Origin of the sequence: Sphingobacterium sp. BIGb0116 (assembly GCF_024808035.1) — a bacterium.
Taxonomy (GTDB): domain Bacteria; phylum Bacteroidota; class Bacteroidia; order Sphingobacteriales; family Sphingobacteriaceae; genus Sphingobacterium; species Sphingobacterium paramultivorum.
Map to the genome: position 1 here is coordinate 202,758 of NZ_JANUDT010000008.1, position 18,676 is coordinate 221,433.

Genomic DNA, 18,676 nt, shown 5'->3' on the forward strand with positions numbered 1-18,676 from the left:
TACTCTATTTTATAGAAGTTTGTATTTTAAGAGGTAGGGGTAGTATTATGTTTCCAGCAGCTGAGAAGCGATTTATAAAGACCAATTTTATAACGATAATTGTATTGTTTTTGGTCATTATTGCTGGGGGAGTTGTTCGGAGTACAGGGTCAGGAATGGGATGTCCAGATTGGCCTAGATGTTTTAACCGTATTATTCCTCCAACAGATATCTCCCAATTACCTCAAGGATATGAACAGCATTATATTGAAGGAAGAGCAAAGAAGAACGAACGTTTCGCGAAAATTGTAGAATTTTTCGGGGATAAGGAAATGGCTTACAAGCTCCGTACCGATAAGAGTATTTTGCAGCATGAAGAGTTTAATGTTGCGAAAACTTGGACGGAATATATCAATCGGTTGGTAGGCGTTGTTTCCGGATTCTGTTTGTTATTTACAGCTATTTATTCTTTCACCTATTTAAAATCAAAAAGCTCGATCGTTGTTTGGTCAGTGATTAATCTTTTTGTTGTAGTAGTTCAGGCTTGGCTGGGATCGATCGTTGTATCGACCAATTTGATGCCCTGGATTATTACGGTACATATGCTCTTAGCCATTGTAATTGTTTGTATTAGTATTTATACATATTTCAAAGCAGTTACTTTGCGAAATAAGACCTTACTGGTCAATCGTTCTTTGGGTATATTAAAAGGACTTGCTATTGCTTCAATTTTATTGATGCTAACACAGGTAATTGTCGGAACGGGAGTTCGTGAGGAGGTTGATTTATTAACCGGTTCAACGATAGCCCGGACTGATTTTATAACAACTATTGGTCAACAGTTTGAGTTACATCGCTGGTTGGCATATTGTTCTTTGATTTTAGTTATTGTATTATTCTTTTTGGTCCGCACAAGTTTTAATACGGGTTCTAAGCAATATAAATTTGCTTTAATCGCATTGATTCTAGTGGGTATCCAAATGCTATCAGGAATTATCTTAGCTCGATTTGCAATACCTGCATTTGCACAGACAACGCATTTGGTGGTAGCGACGCTTCTATTTGGCGCACAGTTCTACCTGTTGTTATTGTTAAACAAGCAAAGGCACTAATCTTGGAATTCGGGATGTTTATGTTTAAAAGTACGTGTTTAATTACACTGATAGTAGGAGGTCTCTTTTAGTTATGAAAGAATTTATTTCAGATTTCAAAAAGCTTGTTAAGTTGAGACTTACGTTGACGGTCGTATTTTCTGCGTCAATTGCTTTTCTGATAGGATCAAAACAACAGGGTGATATATTCTGGTTCAATTGGTTATTGTTGACTATAGGTGGTTTTCTGGTGACAGGTTCTGCCAATGGTTTTAATGAGATCATTGAAAAGGATTTGGATAAACTGATGAAACGTACGGAGGACAGACCGTTGCCATCAGGCCGCATGACAACAGGACAGGCTTTGGTATTGAGTGTCTTTATGGGCATCTTAGGAACCTTGGTGCTTGTTCGTTTAAATTTTGTCGCTGGTCTGCTGTCTGTTTTCTGTATCCTTCTTTACGCATTTATCTATACACCATTAAAAAGAAAATCACCAATAGCAGTGTTTGTCGGGGCGTTTCCGGGTGCATTTCCGCCATTAATTGGATATTATGCAGCCTTTTCGCAAGATGATTTGGCCTACTATAGTGGACATAACGAAGCGGCAATTATTATTATTCCCTTTGTGTTGTTTGCTATTCAGTTTTTATGGCAGTTTCCGCATTTCTGGGCAATTGCCTGGGTTGTGGATGACGACTATAAATTAGCGGGTTTTCGCTTATTGCCGACGACAAAACGTGATAAGATATCTGCTTTTATGGTATTCATTTCAGGTTTGTTTATGATACCTGCAGGTTTTATACCTTATCATTTTGGCTTTGGTGGGATTTGGTTTACGATTGTATCCGTGGTCGGTGGAATAATGTTTGGTTATTACGGTTATTTGCTGTTTAAGAATTGTGATATTCCTTCAGCGAAGAAAGTGATGTTTACCTCATTTATCTATTTGCCTGTGACACAACTCGTATTATTGCTTAACTTTATTCCGTTGAAATAATGTTAGATATACAAGCACAAACTGACGAGAAGTTAGTACAGAGAAAAGCCCAAAAGTTCAACCTGTGGTTGGGTATGTTGGGTATGTTCATGATGTTTGCTGCGTTATCCAGTGGTTTCATTGTATATACAGCGAGCGGCGTGGACAAAGGGATTAAGACCCTATTGCCAAATGCACTTTTATATAGTACCTTGGTGATTGTGGTTAGTAGTCTAACGATGTTTTTAGCACATAGAGCGGCTAAAAATGGCGAGTCTTCCAAACAGCGGTTGTTTTTGATAGCAACTTTTATTTTGGGAGTTGTATTTTTTGCCTTGCAAGTTCATGCTTGGAATGTATTGATCGATAGGGGTGTTTATTTTGTGAATAACAATGCATCGCAATCTTTTATTTACGTTTTTATCTGGATGCACTTGGCGCATATTATTGCGGGGTTGATCGTTTTGATTGGCGCGATTATAGGAATTAACAAACTTCCTAAAGACGGCAATCTTTTCCGCATGGATCTTGCCAGTATTTTTTGGCATTTTCTCGATCTTTTATGGATTTATATATATGTTTTCTTACTTTTGAATCAATAATAGTAAACAATGAGTACAACAGTATCGCAATTGGATAAGGTAAAAACTGGTCCATGGAATGGTGGAAAATCACCTTGGAACTTAGAGTATGGAAAAATCATGATGTGGTTTTTCTTGGTAGGGGATGCCTTCACATTTTCTGCATTTTTGGTTTATTATGGCGCACAACGATTTTCACACGCTGTATGGCCGGATCCTGATAAGGTTTTTCAATCTATTCCAGGAATTACTGACGGGGGACAACCCTTAGTATTTGTCGGTTTGATGACATTTATTTTGATTATGTCTTCAGTAACTATGGTGTTGGCGGTTGAAGCTGGACATCGTAATTCGAAGCATGAGGTTGTTAAATGGATGTTATGGACAATCTTAGGTGGTCTTTGTTTCGTTGGTTGTCAGGCATTAGAGTGGACGCATTTGCACCACGAAGGCTTTTGGTTCGGACGTAATCCTGCTACTGATATTGCTACACATATGGAAGGCGGAAATGTTGTTGAAAAATTGAGCCATTTCTTTACGGGAGATGTGTCGTATACATCAGCACTTCAGTTTGCAAACCTATTCTTTACAATTACTGGTTTCCACGGTTTCCACGTAACTGTTGGTATTATTTTGAACATCATTATTTTGTGCATGACTTTAAATAATACTTTTGAAAAAAGAGGGTCATATTTAATGATTGAAAAAGTAGGTCTATATTGGCACTTTGTGGATTTAGTGTGGGTATTCGTGTTTACACTTTTCTACCTTGTTTAGTAAAACAATTTAATTACAAAAGCTATGTCACAATATCAAGATAATATCGCTCACGGAGAGCACGCTCACGAAGGTGGGTTGGATAAAAAGGCTATATGGAGAGTGTTTGGAGTACTTTTGGCCCTTACTTGCCTAGAGTTCTTAATCGCATTAGGCTTCGTTCACCACTGGCAAATTCTGTCTAAAGGGGTATTGGTTAATTCAATTTACATTATACTTACTTTAGTTAAAGCTTATTATATCATTGCATTCTTTATGCACTTGAAATTCGAGAAATCGAGCTTCATTGTCACTGTAGGAATCGTCTTTATTTTTATTATTTATTTTATTGTTTTGATGCTAGTTGAAGGAGGCCATTTAGCTTCTGCATTCCAAGAACATCAAATATTTCCAAATAAATAGATAAAGTGAATGGATAATAATACTGGACAAAAGAAAGGTATTAAAACTATATTGATCCTGGCTGTAATTCTTTTACTGCCAGGATTTTTATATTTTATACTAAATAAAAGTGGCTCGAATAGCTACGCTTCTTTGCCAATTTTTGGGAAGAAAGAGGTTCCGGGAACCACTCATCGTAAATGGGGACGTGATATTCCCGATACCATCTACCATACTGTACCCCCGGTTGATTTTGTGAATTTTGATGGCAAGAAAGTGCATCTATTGGATAATGATACAACACTTTCTGTCGTCCATCTGATGTACTCTAGAGATGCTTCATTATCGCGGACAATGATTAAGCGTTTAGATCAAATCGCTAATCGATTTATTCAGAATAAGAAGGTTCGCTTGTATTCAATTACGGTTGATACGGCATACGATACACCAGAAGTGTTAGCTAAATACTCAAAAGTTTACAAACCTTGGACCAAATCTTGGTTTTTTGTGACAGATCCTTCTGTTGATATCTTTAAATTTGCCAAGGAAAGTTTGCTGCAGGATGCACTTGTCAACAATGAAGGCGGCAAACCATTTATTATTGGGTCTAATTATCTTTTACTTGATACAAAAGGAAGGATAAGAGGGATGTATGACATCAATGTCAAAACAGATGTTGACCGCCTTGAGGATGAAATTAAATTATTATTGGTCGAGGAAATCCGAAACCATCCAGCTACAATAGAACAAAAAAGGTAATTATATCATGGAAGAGAGTCTTAACAAGGAAAAAAAGTATAGTAAATGGATTTGGTTGTTATCTATTGTTATACCGATAGTGGTTGCTATCCTTTTTACGGTGAATTTACAAAAGCTGGGTTATGATGTAAAACCGCTAACATTTTTGCCTCCTATCTACGCGGCTATCAATGGAATTACAGCTGTATTGCTTTTTTGGGCCGTGGCTGCGATAAAAAAAGGCAATAAGCCCTTGCATGAGCGTTTGATCAAAATGTGTATTGCTTGTTCCTTAGCTTTTCTGGCGATGTATGTCGCTTATCACATGACTTCAATCGAAACGAAATATGGCGGCGAGGGAATTTTGAGACCGATCTATTTCTTTATCCTGATCACGCATATTTTGCTTTCCATTATCATCATCCCTTTTGTACTCTTTACATTTGTTAGAGGTATATCGGGTTCTTATGAGCGTCACAAAAAGCTTGCCCGTATCACTTATCCCATGTGGCTTTATGTGGCTGTTACTGGGGTGATCGTTTATTTGATGATCTCTCCGTATTATATTGGTTAGTGATAAGAGTTGAGGGGCAGGGTATTGTGATCAAGTACAATGGCACGCCGGATTCGATTTGTTGAATCTGGTTTAATATTTAAATGAAATTGGATGCGATGGAGACTATATTCCATGTATCTGGGAGTATAAACAGTATAGGATTAATCAGTTGATTCGTATCGGCTAGATGGATCTGTAAAAAATCATTCACATATGAAGCGTATTTGGATTTATCAGGCAGATCGTCTATTAACGGCGGCAGAGGGACAAGAAATTGGTACTGAGCTTGAAGCTTTTGCTGAACAGTGGAAAGTACATGGAAAGCCACTTTCTGCTTCCGCAGAATTGCGGGATAATCTTTTTATCATCCTTAAGGTGGACGAGGAAGTCGCGGCTGCATCAGGTTGTTCTATTGATAGTTCGGTTCGATTTTTAAAAGGAGTTGAATCCAAGTACGGTATTCAACTATTTGATCGAATGCAATTTGCTTATAAAGCGGATCAGGGAATAGGCGTAGTTAACCGTGACGGATTTGAGAAGTTATTGGCAGACGGTACCATCAACGATAATACCTTAGTATTTGATAATACCATTACCCATGAGCATCAAATGGAAGACGCTTGGGTAATACCCTTCCATCAAAGCTGGCATAAACGACTTTTTAGATAGGTTGTAAAACCATGTTATATAAGAAAGGCCATAGTTACATATGGCCTTTCTTTTTGATCTATAGATCTGTATTGCTTCTCTTCTGATCGATCCGCCGAACAGCGATAGTTTCGCTTATTCGGGAATAGTATAATGATGCATATATTTTGCTATCGCATTTGCACGTCTATTGACATAAGCAGAAGGGTTACGCGCATCCCATTCTCTTGGGTTTGGCAATATGGCTATGATCAATGCGGCTTGTTTTTTGGAAAGATTGCTGCCTGTTTTGCTAAAGTAATACGAAGCTGCCGCATCGGCACCATAAACTCCCTGTCCCATTTCAATCACATTGAGATAAACTTCAAGGATGCGTTTCTTGCTCCAGAATGTTTCGATAAGAATGGTAAAATAGGTCTCGAAGCCTTTTCTTAACCAGGAGCGCCCAGGCCATAGAAAGACATTTTTGGCTACCTGCTGACTGATTGTACTTCCGCCGCGTAATTTCTTTCCCTGTGCATTTTTTTTAATGGCATTCTGAATGCCTTGCATGTCGAACCCCCAGTGTGTCATAAAGTGAGCATCTTCTCCTGCGATGGCTGCTAACTTTAGGTTGTCCGAAAGTTCATCGTAATCCAGCCAGTTTTTTTCCAGTTTAAATCCCTTGCCCTGTTCTTTTAGCTCAAACCCACGTTGAATCATCAACCAAGTGATGGGAGGATTAATAAACCGCAGGCTAATGACCCAAAAGAGTGAAATACCAATAAAATAGAGGACTACCCGTGTCACAATGCGCAGGATAGGAGATTTTATGGACCTCAATGGGTTGAAGGATGTTTTTTTGAAGGTATTTTGTTGTTTGCTGGACGTATTTTGTTTACCAGATCTTTTGATGGCCATGACTAATTTTTTTCGGATACAAACTTAGCTTATATTCTTGTTTAATGGAAATGATTTTGTCGAGAAGTTGAGTGTATCGTTTGCCAAAGCGACGATATTATCCTATTTTTACGCTTCATAAAAATTGATTTTAAAAGTTGGCAAAAGAAAAGAAAGTGACCCCATTGATGCAACAGTACAATGCGATCAAGATTAAGTATCCTGGAGCGTTGTTGTTGTTCCGTGTTGGCGATTTTTACGAGACATTTGGTGAGGATGCGATCAAAGCTGCCCAGATTTTGGGCATCGTTTTGACGAAGCGTGGCAATGGCTCGGAATCGGAAACTGCATTGGCTGGTTTTCCCCATCATTCACTGGAAACCTATCTTCCGAAACTGGTGCGTGCTGGCCAACGGGTGGCGATCTGTGATCAGCTGGAGGATCCGAAGACGACAAAAACAATCGTTAAGCGCGGTGTGACCGAGCTGGTGACGCCTGGAGTCTCCTACAGTGACAATATTGTTCAACAGAAATCGAATAATTATTTAGCATCAATTTTTATCGAAAAGGAGCGGATCGGTATTTCTTTCCTCGATATTTCAACAGGCGAATTTCTGGTTGCTCAAGGTAGTGTGGCCTATATCGATAAATTGCTTCAAGGTTTTAAACCGAGAGAAATTATTCTTTCCAAAAAACAGAGCAAGGATTTTACAGAGCAGTTTGGATCACAATATTACACCTATTTTCTTGACGAGTGGCCTTATACGGGTGATTATGCCACTGAAACGCTATTGAAGCATTTTGAAGTCTCCTCGATGAAAGGATTTGGCGTGGACCGCATGACAGCAGGAGTTGTTGCTGCTGGTGTAGCATTACATTACCTCAATGAAACCGAGCATCGTAATCTGCAACACATTTCTACGCTTTCCCGTATTGAAGAGGACCGTTTTATGTGGCTGGATCGTTTTACGATTCGCAATTTGGAATTAATCGGATCGTTGAATGAAAATGCGGTTACGCTATCCGATGTACTGGATCATACATCCAGTCCAATGGGAGCGCGTCTGCTTAAGCGCTGGATCGTGATGCCGCTGAAAGACAAAAAGAGTATTCAGGAGCGATTGAATGTGGTCGATTTCTTTTTCACTAACCGTGATTTACGGGATGAACTGATTGGTCAGATCAAGCAGGTAGGAGATCTGGAACGTTTAATTTCCAAGATCGGACTGCAAAAAGCGAATCCGCGGGAAATTGTGCAATTGAAGCGCGCATTATATGCTATTGAGAAATTGAAGGAACTTACAGATCGTAAAGATGCTGATGCTCTTCGGACAATCTCAGATCAGTTAGATGCTTGTGCTGTTATACGTGAAAAAATAGAGCAACAGGTTCAGGCGGAACCTCCTGTCGCAATCAATAAGGGGAGTGTAATCGCGGAAGGGGTAGACCCTGAATTGGATCGATTGCGCAAGATCGCTTTTGGTGGCAAGGATTATCTGCTTGAGATCCAAAAAAGGGAAGCGGAGCTCACAGGGATTCCTTCTTTAAAAATAGCGTTCAATAATGTTTTCGGTTATTATCTGGAGGTCACTAATACACACAAAGATAAGGTTCCGACGACGTGGATCCGTAAACAGACACTGGTGAATGCTGAACGTTACATTACGGAGGAACTTAAAGAATATGAAGAACAGATTCTCGGTGCTGAGGAGAAGATCCAAGCGCTTGAGAATAGATTATATGCTGAGCTATTGGTTGCCATTGCTGAATACATCAAACCTATTCAGCTCAACGCCCAGCTCATAGCTAAGTTGGATGTACTGCTTAACTTTGCTGTTGTAGCGGAGAAAAACTATTATGTAAAACCCGAAGTCAGTGAGAGCAAGATTTTGGATATTAAAGGTGGAAGACACCCTGTCATTGAAAGAAACCTGCCAATAGGTGAGGATTATATTACCAATGATACTTTTTTAGATCCGAAAACACAGCAGATTATTATTATTACGGGCCCTAACATGGCGGGTAAATCTGCATTGCTCCGTCAGACTGGATTGATCGTGCTAATGGCGCAAATTGGTTGCTTCGTTCCGGCAAAAGAGGCTAAGATTGGCCTGGTTGACAAAATTTTCACCCGTGTAGGTGCTTCGGACAATCTTTCTTCGGGGGAATCTACGTTTATGGTGGAGATGAATGAAACCGCGAGCATCATGAATAATCTATCGGACCGCAGTCTTATTCTTTTGGATGAAATCGGTCGTGGTACAAGTACTTATGACGGTATTTCTATTGCCTGGGCTATTGCCGAGTTTTTACATAATCATCCTGCTGCTAAGGCAAAAACCTTGTTTGCCACGCATTACCATGAATTAAACGAGCTGACTACTTCGCTGGATCGTATAAAAAACTATAATGTAACGGTGAAGGAGGTTAATAACAAAGTTATTTTCTTACGTAAACTTGTTCCAGGAGGCTCAGAGCATAGTTTCGGAATCCATGTGGCAAAGCTCGCTGGAATGCCGCAAAAGTTGCTTAATCGGGCTAATCAAATCTTGAAAAGGCTGGAGCAGGAGCGTACAGGTGGAGAGCAGATTAAAGATAGCATGCGCAAAATCCAGAAGCAGGCCTACCAATTGCAGATGTTTTCTATCGATGATCCTGTCTTGAATAAGATCAGGGATATGCTGAATAATCTGGATGTTAATTCGCTTACTCCGGTTGAAGCATTAATGAAATTGGATGAGATACAACGCCTTTTAAAGAATTAAATCTTCCTTTGGGCTTGGACACTTGCTCTCAAGCGGAATTTGTTTTTTCGATTTACATACGCCAGATGATGTTTTTTAATACAGACATCATCTGGCGTATTTTTTTTCTGAAAGTGTCTGATCTTATTGGTCAGAAAGAACCTTCAGCTCGCTTTTATTACTGTTGGTGTCTGCGAAGTCATCAGGTTTTTGAGGGCTATTTGCTTAAAATCTGAAGAATAGCTCCAAGCTTCCGTAATTTGCCTGTATCGGGATCAATACCTTGCTGCTTGCATCATAAGGCGTGTAATGATAGCCGAGTTCGAAACCAATGTACTTTTGGTTTTTCATGCGAAATAGGGATGCGAGACCAAGTCCTAGGTGCACATTATTGATGGTTACCATACGATCGGTGTACCCACCATCATAATAATAACCATCCGGATCATAATAACCAGAGGAATAAGCACTTTCTGTAATGCCGGTATCTGTAATATCTATGCCAAGAATACCTTTTGGAATCAGTATAAATTTGTCGTTGTCAAAAACTTTGTAACCTACAGTACCGCCCATAAATGCGGTCGCTGAAGAATTGACCGAAACATTGGAGCCCTCGTAATTGTAATCAATATTGCGGTCGTTTGAGTTGATGCGCACCTTGAAGCCACCTTCGAAAATAAATTTTCTTTCCAGCGAGCTCATCAGCATAAATCCAAAGTTTATGTTGGTTCCGAAAATTTTGTTGGCTCCGCCAAGTGGGGTGACTACACCGATTGACGGAACATAGCCCAGTTTGGCTTTCTGTCTATCTCTGTACACTTTGGGGGCTGGAAACCGCTGTTGATTATCTTGTTCGTTAGCTTGTCGGTCTTGTACGGTACTGGCAACTTCAGTATCTGAAAAAAGCTGTAAAATATCTTTTTCCTGATCGGTTAGCGTATAACTATCGGAAGCAAGAAGGGCTTTGGCTCTTACTTTTATCAGGCCGTCCAGGGGATGCCTTAATGGCACAAAATTGTATTTTTCCTTATGCTGTTCGTATTGTGTTGAAAAATCGTCCTGGTCTGCCGCATTCAGTCTCTGTAGAAAATTTTTATCGAATTGATTGTCTACATAATGTTTGATCTCTGTTGTGGTATTCTTTTTTTCAATGATGTATATAAGAATACGTAAACGCTGTACAAACTCGTTGGTACCACAGCTAGCTTGTATGCTATTGAGTAAAGGATCAATTTTGTCAAAGTCATTGTTGTTCAATGTTTTTGTCAATAAGGGAAGTATTTCAGCTGTATGCCGGTCACAATTCTCTTGTGCATGCAATAGTTTTGTAGGAAGCACACCAATGATGATCAATATCATAAGAGCAAGCTGACGGATATTCATGGCTTATATAGATTTGTTGCTGACTAAATTAGCAAATAAATTGCAGGATACACTGGTTTGTTTGTACCAAAGGTTCTAAAAGTTTTATCTTTGACGTATGGCGTCGATATTTCGGTTTAAACAGTTTGAGGTTGATCAGTCTGACTGTGCAATGAAAATTAACACAGATGGCGTACTGCTGGCTTCCTTGCTGGAAGTAGAACCTGTGGACCGGGTACTGGATGTAGGTACAGGTACGGGTGTCATTGCATTGATGTTGGCTCAACGGCTCGTAGACAGTAGGGTAGAGGCTGTCGAAATTGACCCTTTGGCTGCAGCGATGGCTGATAGAAACTTCCGTAACTCCATTTTCCAGGAACGTTTAGAGCTGCATGCTACCTCCTTTCAACAAATGGATGTACAATGGCATTATGATCTGATCGTATCAAATCCACCCTTTTATACAGATTCCTTACATAACCCTGATGAACGCAAGAAGCTGGCGCGACATACCGATCTGGATTTTTTTGCTGAACTGTTGGATTTCGCTGCTTTACGCTTATCGGATCGGGGAAAATTAGTGCTGATCGTTCCAACGGCATTAGCGGAAACGTTGACTAAAATTTCGGCAGAAAGGGAATTATACTGTTCCAGTGAAGTACAAATAAGCTCCTTTGAAGGGGAATCGGCCATTCGGAAAATCGTTACATTTGAACGCTTACCTGTCGAACTGCTCGCTCAACGTACGTTTGTTATTTATGCCGCCAAGGGTATTTATTCAGAAGCTTATCGAAATGCCTTGGCACCTTATTTTTTAGCTTTTTAAGTGATGACAAAGATCGGATTACTCTCAGATACACATTCTTTTTTAGATGACGCTGTATTTACTCATTTTGCAGCCTGCGACGAGATATGGCATGTGGGCGATTTTGGTGATCCTGATGTTGCGGATCGGTTAGCAGCTTTTAAACCACTGCGCGGCGTATACGGAAACATTGATGGTCAGGAAATTCGTTTACAATTTCCAGAAGATTTGAGGTTTAGGTGTGAGGAAGTGGACGTCTTTATGACACATATTGGTGGTTATCCAGGGAAATATGCTGCACGCATAAAAGGGGAATTGATGAAAAATCCGCCTAAATTATTTATTACTGGACATTCACATATTCTAAAGGTTATCTTCGACCCTAAGATTCATTGTCTCCATCTCAACCCTGGGGCGGCAGGTAAGCAGGGCTGGCACAAAGTAAGGACATTAATGCGGTTTGATATCAATAAAGATAAAATTGAGAACCTGGAGGTTATTGAACTCAAAGACCGTTAAGTCACCTAGACTCTTCTTTAGTCTTTTTTGTGAATAGACAGCCGGACGATACTTTGGGTAATGGCAAAGAGATCGTGCGGTACATTCGGCTCTAATGTCACTAACATGCCTTTTGTTAGACTGATTTTGCTTCCGTTAACGCCAAAATCAATATTGCCTTCGACAATTTCTACAATAATTGATGCAGCTGTTTTATGCTCCTTTAGATATTGCCCTTCTGCAAAAGCCAAGCGATATTCTTTGCTGCCATTTGTTTCTAGCAGGAGGTCCATTTTGGGTTTTTTGTCCTGAAATGTGACGTTTTGAAAAATAGATGCTGTCTGCATGGTCATTGTGCTATTATCTGTTGTTGCTAATATATTTTTGATAAAGGTCCTGTAAATAGGTCTGTAAGATCAGGGCGTGGGTATGTAAGGTGATGGGGGGCTGTATCATATATTTTTTTTAGCACAATTTTCATGGCTATATTTATAAAATAACGCTATTACTGATATTAAAATAAATATATGATTTTCAGCTGTAAAATGTGTCAGCTCGTTATCTTATTTCTTCTATAAATCGAACGAATTTCCTCCTCGGATAGACGGGAAGAAGTTGGTCAAAACGATGGAAAGTTTCCTATTGCAGGAGTTTTAAAAAGAAGTTCTCAGGTACTATAGTGAATCACGAACTTCAAGAAGAAAGTTCTTCAACCGCTCCAATGAATCTACAACACGTTGATTTTCTTTTGCCTCAGATTTGTTGTCACGCAGGTAATCACGTGCTCCCTGTAGTGTATAACCTTTATCTTTAACCAAATTGAAGATGATCTTTAAATTGGCAATATCTTCTTGCGTAAATAAGCGATTACCCTTTTTATTTTTCTTAGGTTGTAGAATGTCAAATTCACGCTCATAAAAACGTATTTGGGACGCATTTACATCAAACATTTCTGTAACTTCTCCCATTGTATAATACAATTTATTTATTTCACGCTCTTTGTACGGCATATCTTCACGATTAATCTATAGCAAACTTAATAAAAATTCCAATTCAAAAAGAAATTTTTGCGATCTCTTATCTGATCAGGGACTGACTGAGAGGGATATCGTGCAATTCATGAGAGGCCAACAATAATTGTGTATAAAGGTAAATTTTTCTAAGTTTGACTAGTTTGAAAACGGTCTAGACATCATATATGATTATAGTTAGTAAATTTTGGACGAATTTCTTCTCTTTTGGAAAAGCCAATGCAATTACTATTTATCCTTTTATCTTTCTGAAAAATACCGTCTTTAAACAGCAGGACGACTTGATTCGTCATGAGCGTATACATTTGCGACAGGCGCTTGAATTAGGTATTCTCTTTTTCTATATATGGTATCTCATTGAATTTGCCGTTCATTTTATTCAATTAAGAGATTTTGATAAAGCTTACCGGCGTATTTCTTTTGAGCGGGAAGCGTATGACAGGGAGGGCGAAACGGATTATTTGTCCAAAAGAAAAATATGGGCTTTTTGGCGATATCTTTAAAAGGATGGTCTATTCAACCCTGTTATAAAACCGTCATAAGGTCGCAGGCACAACAATTATGAGATGAATTGAAGATGCTTTCTAGCGGATAAAAGAGATACCTTCAAAATAGAAAGCGGTGCCAAGAATATTCTTGGCACCGCTTTCTATTTTATTTTGAGGATGATTATCCCACTAATTTAAGATAAGTAGCTACTTTGTTTTTTAACTGTCTACGGTCGACAATGAAATCCAAAAATCCATGCTCAAGAACAAATTCTGAAGTCTGGAATCCTTTTGGAAGATCCTTTTTGATTGTTTCTTTAATGACACGTGGTCCTGCAAATCCGATTAATGCTCCCGGTTCTGCGATATTTACATCACCTAACATCGCGTAAGATGCTGTAACTCCTCCGGTGGTAGGGTCTGTCAATAAACAAACGTAAGGAAGTCCTGCCTTTGCCAATAATGCTAATTTAGCCGAAGTTTTAGCCATTTGCATCAATGAAAATGCGGCTTCCATCATACGTGCACCTCCTGATTTGGAGATTAGCATAAATGGAATTTTATGCTCAATACAGTAATCTATGGAACGTGCGATTTTTTCACCAACGACAGATCCCATTGATCCGCCGATGAAACTAAAGTCCATACAAGCAATAACGATGTCTTGACCATTCATTTTTCCATGGCCAGAACGTAAAGCATCTTTCAGGCCTGTTTTGGCTTGACTTTCCTTTAAACGCTCAGGGTATGGCTTTGAATCGAAAAATTCTAATGGATCGCCAGAATTTAGATTAGGAAATAGTTCTGTAAATTCGTTATTGTCAAATAAAATTGAAAAATATTCTTTGGAGCCAATTCTTAAGTGGTGCCCACAATATTGACAAACATAGTCGTTTTCTACTTGTTCAAGATGCAACAATGGTTTTTTACATGTGGGACATTTGTTCCACATACCATCAGGTGCTTCTTTTTTATTAGCGGTAGCTGTGCTAATACCAGCTTTTTCTCTTTTAAACCAACTCATACGATAGTTCTTATTCGATTACAAACTTATATAAATTTGCTTTTATATACAATTATAATTGTGTTGAATGTACATGCCAAGCGATTAAAACTCCTTGTGTAACAGGGCTTCTATAAATAGGGGAAATGCGGGTAACAATTGGGATATATAAGATATTTAGCTGATTATTAGGTTAGAATTGAATTTTGGACCGGAGGATTAGTCAAAAAAAATGGGCATAAAAAAAGGGTAAGCTACTCCTATCGCACCGCTCAACCAAATACCCTTGCTTTGTTCCCAACCTGGGGGAGTCAATGGGAGCTGGTCGTAGAAGACTTACCCGCCACAAAAGTAGAAAAAAAAACAGTTTTAGGAAAGAAAAAATGCTATTTTATCTTATGCTGCTGATTATCATTGTAATAAATTGTATTTAGTAGCTGCTCGTGGTACTATTTTATGGTGAAATATAGTTGGTATCTGTGTAAACCCGCTAAAAATGGCGTAAATTAAGTGCTTGACGAAGTCCATTGGCCGTAATCGGTCTTTTGAAAACGTCGGAAGTAGAATAATCTGGCGTATAGGAGATCGACTTTGAAGAGGCTGAATAGTCTAATTTCCCTTATTCAAAGTCGATCTCATTTTTTGGACTACATTTTTTCTTGATTGTATTCGCCCAATAGGGAATAATAGCCAAATAAGCCGAGTCCAATGGAGATTATAGGGGTCAAGATGCACAGGATAATGATGCCAAATACCAGATCTTCCTGATGTCCCGTTGAAATCTTTGGCAGGGCCAGTTCAAAAATGGAGAAATAAGCAGTAAACAATGCTAAAACGATCCAAAGTATGCCGAGGAATTTTTTGAGATTATTCATGTGTTGCGGGAGTTGATTTGTTGTTGATATAAATACTTCCAATGATAAAACATACAATGGCAATGATAATAGGGTACCACAAACCTGCAAGATAGAATTGCGGGGTATTGGATGCTTCAGCATTTGTCGTTAAGTATGTCGATACCGCAGGAAGGAGGCCGCCGAATATTCCATTTCCAACATGATAGGGTAAGGACATGGATGTGTACCGGATCTTTACAGGGAATAGTTCAACAAGAAATGCCGCGATGGGCCCGTACACCATTGTAATATAAATCACTTGTATAAAGATCAGCAGGACGAGCAGCATATAGTTCTTGCCTGCAAGATGGACTGTGGTTTTGGTCATTGGCTGTCCTTTGAGTTTTCCTGATTGATGTATCATGCTGGTTCTTGTAACTTCTGTCTGGTCCTCATATTGAGTCTTGGTGATCGAAATGATTTCCGTTGATTGCGGCCCGCGGGGGAACTCCGTTGTTTCGTTCACCTTGACTTTCTGTTCTGCATTAGAAAGTTGGTACATGGATTCGTAAATCGGGCGGTAAGTCAATACGGCAAGTAACATCCCACCGAGCATAATCCATTTTCGTCCAATTTTGTCACTTAGCCACCCAAATACGACAAAAAATGGAGTTCCCAAGAGTAATGCGATGCCGAGGATGGTATCGGCCTGGTCAGATTGAAGGTGCATGACCGTTTTCATGAAACTCATCGAGTAAAACTGTCCGGTGTACCAAACAACGCCCTGTCCCATGGCTGCACCAAAAAGTGCGAGCAGCACAAATTTGAGATTGTAGCGGTTGCCAAAGCTTTCTTTTAGCGGATTTGTACTTGTTTTTCCTTCCGCTTTGGCCTTGCTAAATTCGGGTGATTCCTTCATCTTCTTACGAATAAGATAGGAAACATATACCATGACTAAAGATAGGAGGAAAGGAACCCGCCATCCCCAAGAATCAAATTGTGATTCACTGAGAAAGCCTTTGGTCAGGAGGATGACAACGAGTGATATGAAAAGGCCAAAAGTAGCTGTTGTTTGTATCCATGATGTCCAATAGCCCCGCTGGCCCAATGGGGCATGTTCGGCGACGTAAGTTGCTGCACCTCCATATTCTCCTCCTAGGGCAAGACCTTGCAAGAGACGAAGGATCAACACGAGCAGCGGTGCCCAAAAACCAATACTTTCATAGCTGGGGATACAACCTATGAGAAATGTTGCTCCGCCCATGAGCATTAAAGTAACCATAAACGTATATTTTCGACCGATAATATCACCTAGTCGCCCAAAAAATAGGGCGCCAAATGGTCGGACAACAAACCCTGCGGCAAATGTGGCTAGGGTTGAAAGAAAAGCCGCTGTTGGATTTTCTGCCGGAAAGAATTTGGTGGAAATTACAATGGATAGGCTGCCAAAAATGAAAAAGTCATACCATTCGATTAGTGTTCCCATGGAGGAGGCTCCGATGACTTTCCAGATACTTTTTGTATTGTTTTCGTTCATTAATTCTTGGTTTTTGGTTGGGTATAATGGTGAATTTTTATTGTGCTTCGAATAGCATTTCGGCGCTGGTGCATGCTATGAAATGAGCTAATTTTTTTGAATTTCCGTCTGTCCGGCAGTTTTATACCGTTTTCCGGGTAGGGCGTGAATGAGTGACTGCATTTCAAGTTCCAATAGAATTAAGGCCAATTTACTTTGTGGCCATTTTGTGAGGTCAATCATGTGGTCTATTTCTAATTGACCCTTTTGCTGAATGAGTGTAAAAAGGAGCTGTTGGTCTTTTGTCAGTGTCAAAGGAAGGCTAAGCTGTTGGTCAACGGCTTTTGTGCTGATTTCCCAATTCATGAGGTATTCGAGATCCTGAAGACCTCTAATCATATGAGCACGGTTGGTTTTGATGAGGTAGTTTGTGCCTTCAGAACTTTTTTCATAAACGGCTCCTGGAAAGGCGCATACATCGCGATTGTAGCTGTTGGCAATTTCAGCGGTAATTAATGCGCCCCCTTTAATTGCAGCTTCTACGACAATGGTGACATCTGCCATACCGGCTATGATGCGATTGCGCATAGGAAAGTTACTGCGCTCAGGTAATGTGTTGGATGTAAATTCTGTCAATAAACCGCCTTGGTCTAGCATTTTTGTGGCAAGTTCGCGATGAGATGCAGGGTAAATTCGATCGAGACCATGCCCTAATACAGCAACGGTTGGAATATTATTTTTTAGTGCGTTGCGATGTGCTAAAGCGTCAATACCATAAGCAAGACCACTAACAATTAAGGTGTCTTTGGTACAATTCATGGCTTCTAGCAAATCTTCGCATATTTTCTGGCCATAATAGGTCGCATGTCTAGTGCCAACGATACTAATAACTTTTGCGCTGTTGAGTGGTTGGTTCCCTTTATAATAGACAACAAGCGGAGCGTCTTCACATTGCCGCAGCCTTTTGGGGTAATTTTCGTCTTCCAGCCATAACGCTTGTATCTGATGTTTTTCGATAAAAGCGAGTTCTTTTTCACAGGCGGACATATAGCTTTTATTGTATATTGCTTCGGCGATTGGCTCACGTATCCCAAGAATTTGCATCAAATCTTTTTTTGAGTACGCAAATAAGTCCGCTAAATCGTGACCTTGGTCAATGATGTGACGCGCTGTTCTAGGGCCAATCCCCTTGATTTTCGTCAAAGCTATGGGATAAATTAGTTTCATAATTGGGTTTATCTAAATATATGAAAAATATAACTAGCTGTCGTACTTTTTGTTAGAATTGCTCAGGCTTCTTGTATTTTTAGTAGAATTGCGAAGTTCTTAATCGGAGGAGATCACGTGCTTGCTGGAATACCCGCGGATTGTTATGGAATGAATGCAATTTTCCCGAGCTTATTTGAGATCGCGTGGGATGAAATATTGGTCAATTTTGGAAAGAAAGAAGAGGAATTGGTAACTTTGAACGATTAATGATATTTTAACTATGGAAATGAAAGAACCTTTTGATATCGAATTGGGGGATATAGTTTATTCTGTTTTCCCTGAGGAAGAAGATACGTATGTTATTTTTAAGGATGGTGTGGAATACGTAAAGATTATTAAAGACAATGATACAAACTGGTTGAAACTGAATCCAGAAACGGAACTTCCTATGTTCGGTATGGATGAAGAAGTCAATCTAATTGGCCTAGAAATTAAAAAGGAATTAGGTCTTTAGTTCCTTAAGTTAAAGATAGTTAAATACTTTTTAATTTTATTTATAGTTGGTTATTTTGGTT

At 39.4% G+C, this 18,676-nt stretch carries 21 protein-coding genes and 1 other RNA gene; 13 read left to right on the plus strand and 9 right to left on the minus strand.

What is annotated here, in order from left to right; genetic code table 11:
- Positions 1-47 precede the first annotated feature (47 nt).
- The 8 genes from M2419_RS18890 (at position 48) to M2419_RS18925 (ending at position 5,751) form a co-directional block, all read left to right on the plus strand.
- Positions 48-1,091, plus strand: a complete 1,044-nt coding sequence (locus M2419_RS18890) for a heme A synthase (protein WP_153846057.1) — start codon at positions 48-50, stop codon at positions 1,089-1,091.
- Positions 1,092-1,164: 73 nt separating this feature from the next.
- Positions 1,165-2,070, plus strand: coding sequence for a heme o synthase (gene cyoE, locus M2419_RS18895; protein ID WP_070563553.1), 906 nt, complete (start codon positions 1,165-1,167; stop codon positions 2,068-2,070).
- On the plus strand, positions 2,070-2,651 hold the full coding sequence (locus M2419_RS18900; protein ID WP_070563556.1) for a cytochrome c oxidase subunit 3: 582 nt from the start codon (positions 2,070-2,072) through the stop codon (positions 2,649-2,651). Before cyoE ends, M2419_RS18900 begins: the two co-directional genes overlap by 1 nt.
- Positions 2,652-2,660: 9 nt before the next feature.
- Positions 2,661-3,407, plus strand: a complete 747-nt coding sequence (locus tag M2419_RS18905; protein WP_153846056.1) for a cytochrome c oxidase subunit 3 — start codon at positions 2,661-2,663, stop codon at positions 3,405-3,407.
- A gap of 24 nt (positions 3,408-3,431) precedes the next feature.
- Positions 3,432-3,809 (plus strand): cytochrome C oxidase subunit IV family protein, encoded by a 378-nt coding sequence (locus tag M2419_RS18910; protein WP_070563563.1) that lies wholly within the window; start codon positions 3,432-3,434, stop codon positions 3,807-3,809.
- A 9-nt stretch (positions 3,810-3,818) separates the two neighbouring features.
- Positions 3,819-4,547 (plus strand): SCO family protein, encoded by a 729-nt coding sequence (locus M2419_RS18915; RefSeq protein WP_153846055.1) that lies wholly within the window; start codon positions 3,819-3,821, stop codon positions 4,545-4,547.
- Between the two features lie 7 nt (positions 4,548-4,554).
- Complete coding sequence (locus M2419_RS18920; RefSeq protein WP_088160236.1) at positions 4,555-5,100, plus strand: DUF420 domain-containing protein; 546 nt, start codon at positions 4,555-4,557, stop codon at positions 5,098-5,100.
- Positions 5,101-5,295: 195 nt separating this feature from the next.
- Complete coding sequence (locus M2419_RS18925) at positions 5,296-5,751, plus strand: ABC transporter ATPase (RefSeq protein WP_153846054.1); 456 nt, start codon at positions 5,296-5,298, stop codon at positions 5,749-5,751.
- A 114-nt stretch (positions 5,752-5,865) separates the two neighbouring features.
- On the opposite strand, the gene mtgA is transcribed toward M2419_RS18925, so the two are convergent.
- Entirely contained in the window at positions 5,866-6,630 is a 765-nt protein-coding gene (gene mtgA, locus M2419_RS18930; protein WP_153846053.1) for a monofunctional biosynthetic peptidoglycan transglycosylase, read from the minus strand.
- Between the two features lie 137 nt (positions 6,631-6,767).
- Here mtgA and mutS point away from each other — a divergent pair, with 137 nt between their 5' ends.
- Positions 6,768-9,374 carry a DNA mismatch repair protein MutS gene (gene mutS, locus M2419_RS18935; RefSeq protein ID WP_153846052.1) on the plus strand — a complete coding sequence of 869 codons (2,607 nt, stop codon included), beginning with the start codon at positions 6,768-6,770 and terminating at the stop codon, positions 9,372-9,374.
- Between the two features lie 204 nt (positions 9,375-9,578).
- Here mutS and M2419_RS18940 read toward each other — a convergent pair whose 3' ends face one another.
- Positions 9,579-10,736: a hypothetical protein gene (locus M2419_RS18940; protein ID WP_153846051.1), complete on the minus strand. Its 1,158-nt coding sequence runs from the start codon at positions 10,734-10,736 to the stop codon at positions 9,579-9,581.
- Between the two features lie 97 nt (positions 10,737-10,833).
- On the opposite strand from M2419_RS18940, the gene M2419_RS18945 reads away from it, so the two are divergent.
- Together M2419_RS18945 and M2419_RS18950 are read left to right on the plus strand one after the other, a co-directional pair.
- Positions 10,834-11,541 carry a tRNA1(Val) (adenine(37)-N6)-methyltransferase gene (locus M2419_RS18945; protein WP_153846050.1) on the plus strand — a complete coding sequence of 236 codons (708 nt, stop codon included), beginning with the start codon at positions 10,834-10,836 and terminating at the stop codon, positions 11,539-11,541.
- A gap of 3 nt (positions 11,542-11,544) precedes the next feature.
- Complete coding sequence (locus M2419_RS18950) at positions 11,545-12,039, plus strand: metallophosphoesterase (protein WP_153846049.1); 495 nt, start codon at positions 11,545-11,547, stop codon at positions 12,037-12,039.
- Between the two features lie 17 nt (positions 12,040-12,056).
- On the opposite strand, the gene M2419_RS18955 is transcribed toward M2419_RS18950, so the two are convergent.
- Together M2419_RS18955 and M2419_RS18960 are read right to left on the minus strand one after the other, a co-directional pair.
- On the minus strand, positions 12,057-12,365 hold the full coding sequence (locus tag M2419_RS18955; protein WP_120333520.1) for a cupin domain-containing protein: 309 nt from the start codon (positions 12,363-12,365) through the stop codon (positions 12,057-12,059).
- 327 nt (positions 12,366-12,692) lie between these two features.
- Positions 12,693-13,028 (minus strand): MerR family transcriptional regulator, encoded by a 336-nt coding sequence (locus tag M2419_RS18960; protein WP_046674120.1) that lies wholly within the window; start codon positions 13,026-13,028, stop codon positions 12,693-12,695.
- Between the two features lie 188 nt (positions 13,029-13,216).
- Between M2419_RS18960 and M2419_RS18965 the strand changes: the two genes are divergently transcribed.
- Positions 13,217-13,552 (plus strand): hypothetical protein, encoded by a 336-nt coding sequence (locus tag M2419_RS18965; protein ID WP_153846048.1) that lies wholly within the window; start codon positions 13,217-13,219, stop codon positions 13,550-13,552.
- A gap of 166 nt (positions 13,553-13,718) precedes the next feature.
- Here the strand turns inward: M2419_RS18965 and accD are convergent, their stop codons facing one another.
- From accD to dprA, 5 genes are all read right to left on the minus strand, one after another.
- Positions 13,719-14,561 carry an acetyl-CoA carboxylase, carboxyltransferase subunit beta gene (gene accD, locus M2419_RS18970; RefSeq protein ID WP_088160245.1) on the minus strand — a complete coding sequence of 281 codons (843 nt, stop codon included), beginning with the start codon at positions 14,559-14,561 and terminating at the stop codon, positions 13,719-13,721.
- Positions 14,562-14,784: 223 nt separating this feature from the next.
- Positions 14,785-14,882, minus strand: an RNA gene (gene ffs / locus M2419_RS18975) — signal recognition particle sRNA small type.
- A gap of 305 nt (positions 14,883-15,187) precedes the next feature.
- On the minus strand, positions 15,188-15,415 hold the full coding sequence (locus M2419_RS18980) for a DUF6814 family protein (protein WP_075991056.1): 228 nt from the start codon (positions 15,413-15,415) through the stop codon (positions 15,188-15,190).
- Positions 15,408-16,913 carry an MFS transporter gene (locus M2419_RS18985; RefSeq protein ID WP_153846047.1) on the minus strand — a complete coding sequence of 502 codons (1,506 nt, stop codon included), beginning with the start codon at positions 16,911-16,913 and terminating at the stop codon, positions 15,408-15,410. The genes M2419_RS18980 and M2419_RS18985 overlap by 8 nt, the downstream gene beginning before the upstream one ends.
- A gap of 87 nt (positions 16,914-17,000) precedes the next feature.
- Complete coding sequence (gene dprA / locus M2419_RS18990) at positions 17,001-18,119, minus strand: DNA-processing protein DprA (protein ID WP_159730532.1); 1,119 nt, start codon at positions 18,117-18,119, stop codon at positions 17,001-17,003.
- A 262-nt stretch (positions 18,120-18,381) separates the two neighbouring features.
- Between dprA and M2419_RS18995 the strand changes: the two genes are divergently transcribed.
- Positions 18,382-18,615: a hypothetical protein gene (locus M2419_RS18995; protein WP_120333516.1), complete on the plus strand. Its 234-nt coding sequence runs from the start codon at positions 18,382-18,384 to the stop codon at positions 18,613-18,615.
- Positions 18,616-18,676: the final 61 nt, after the last annotated feature.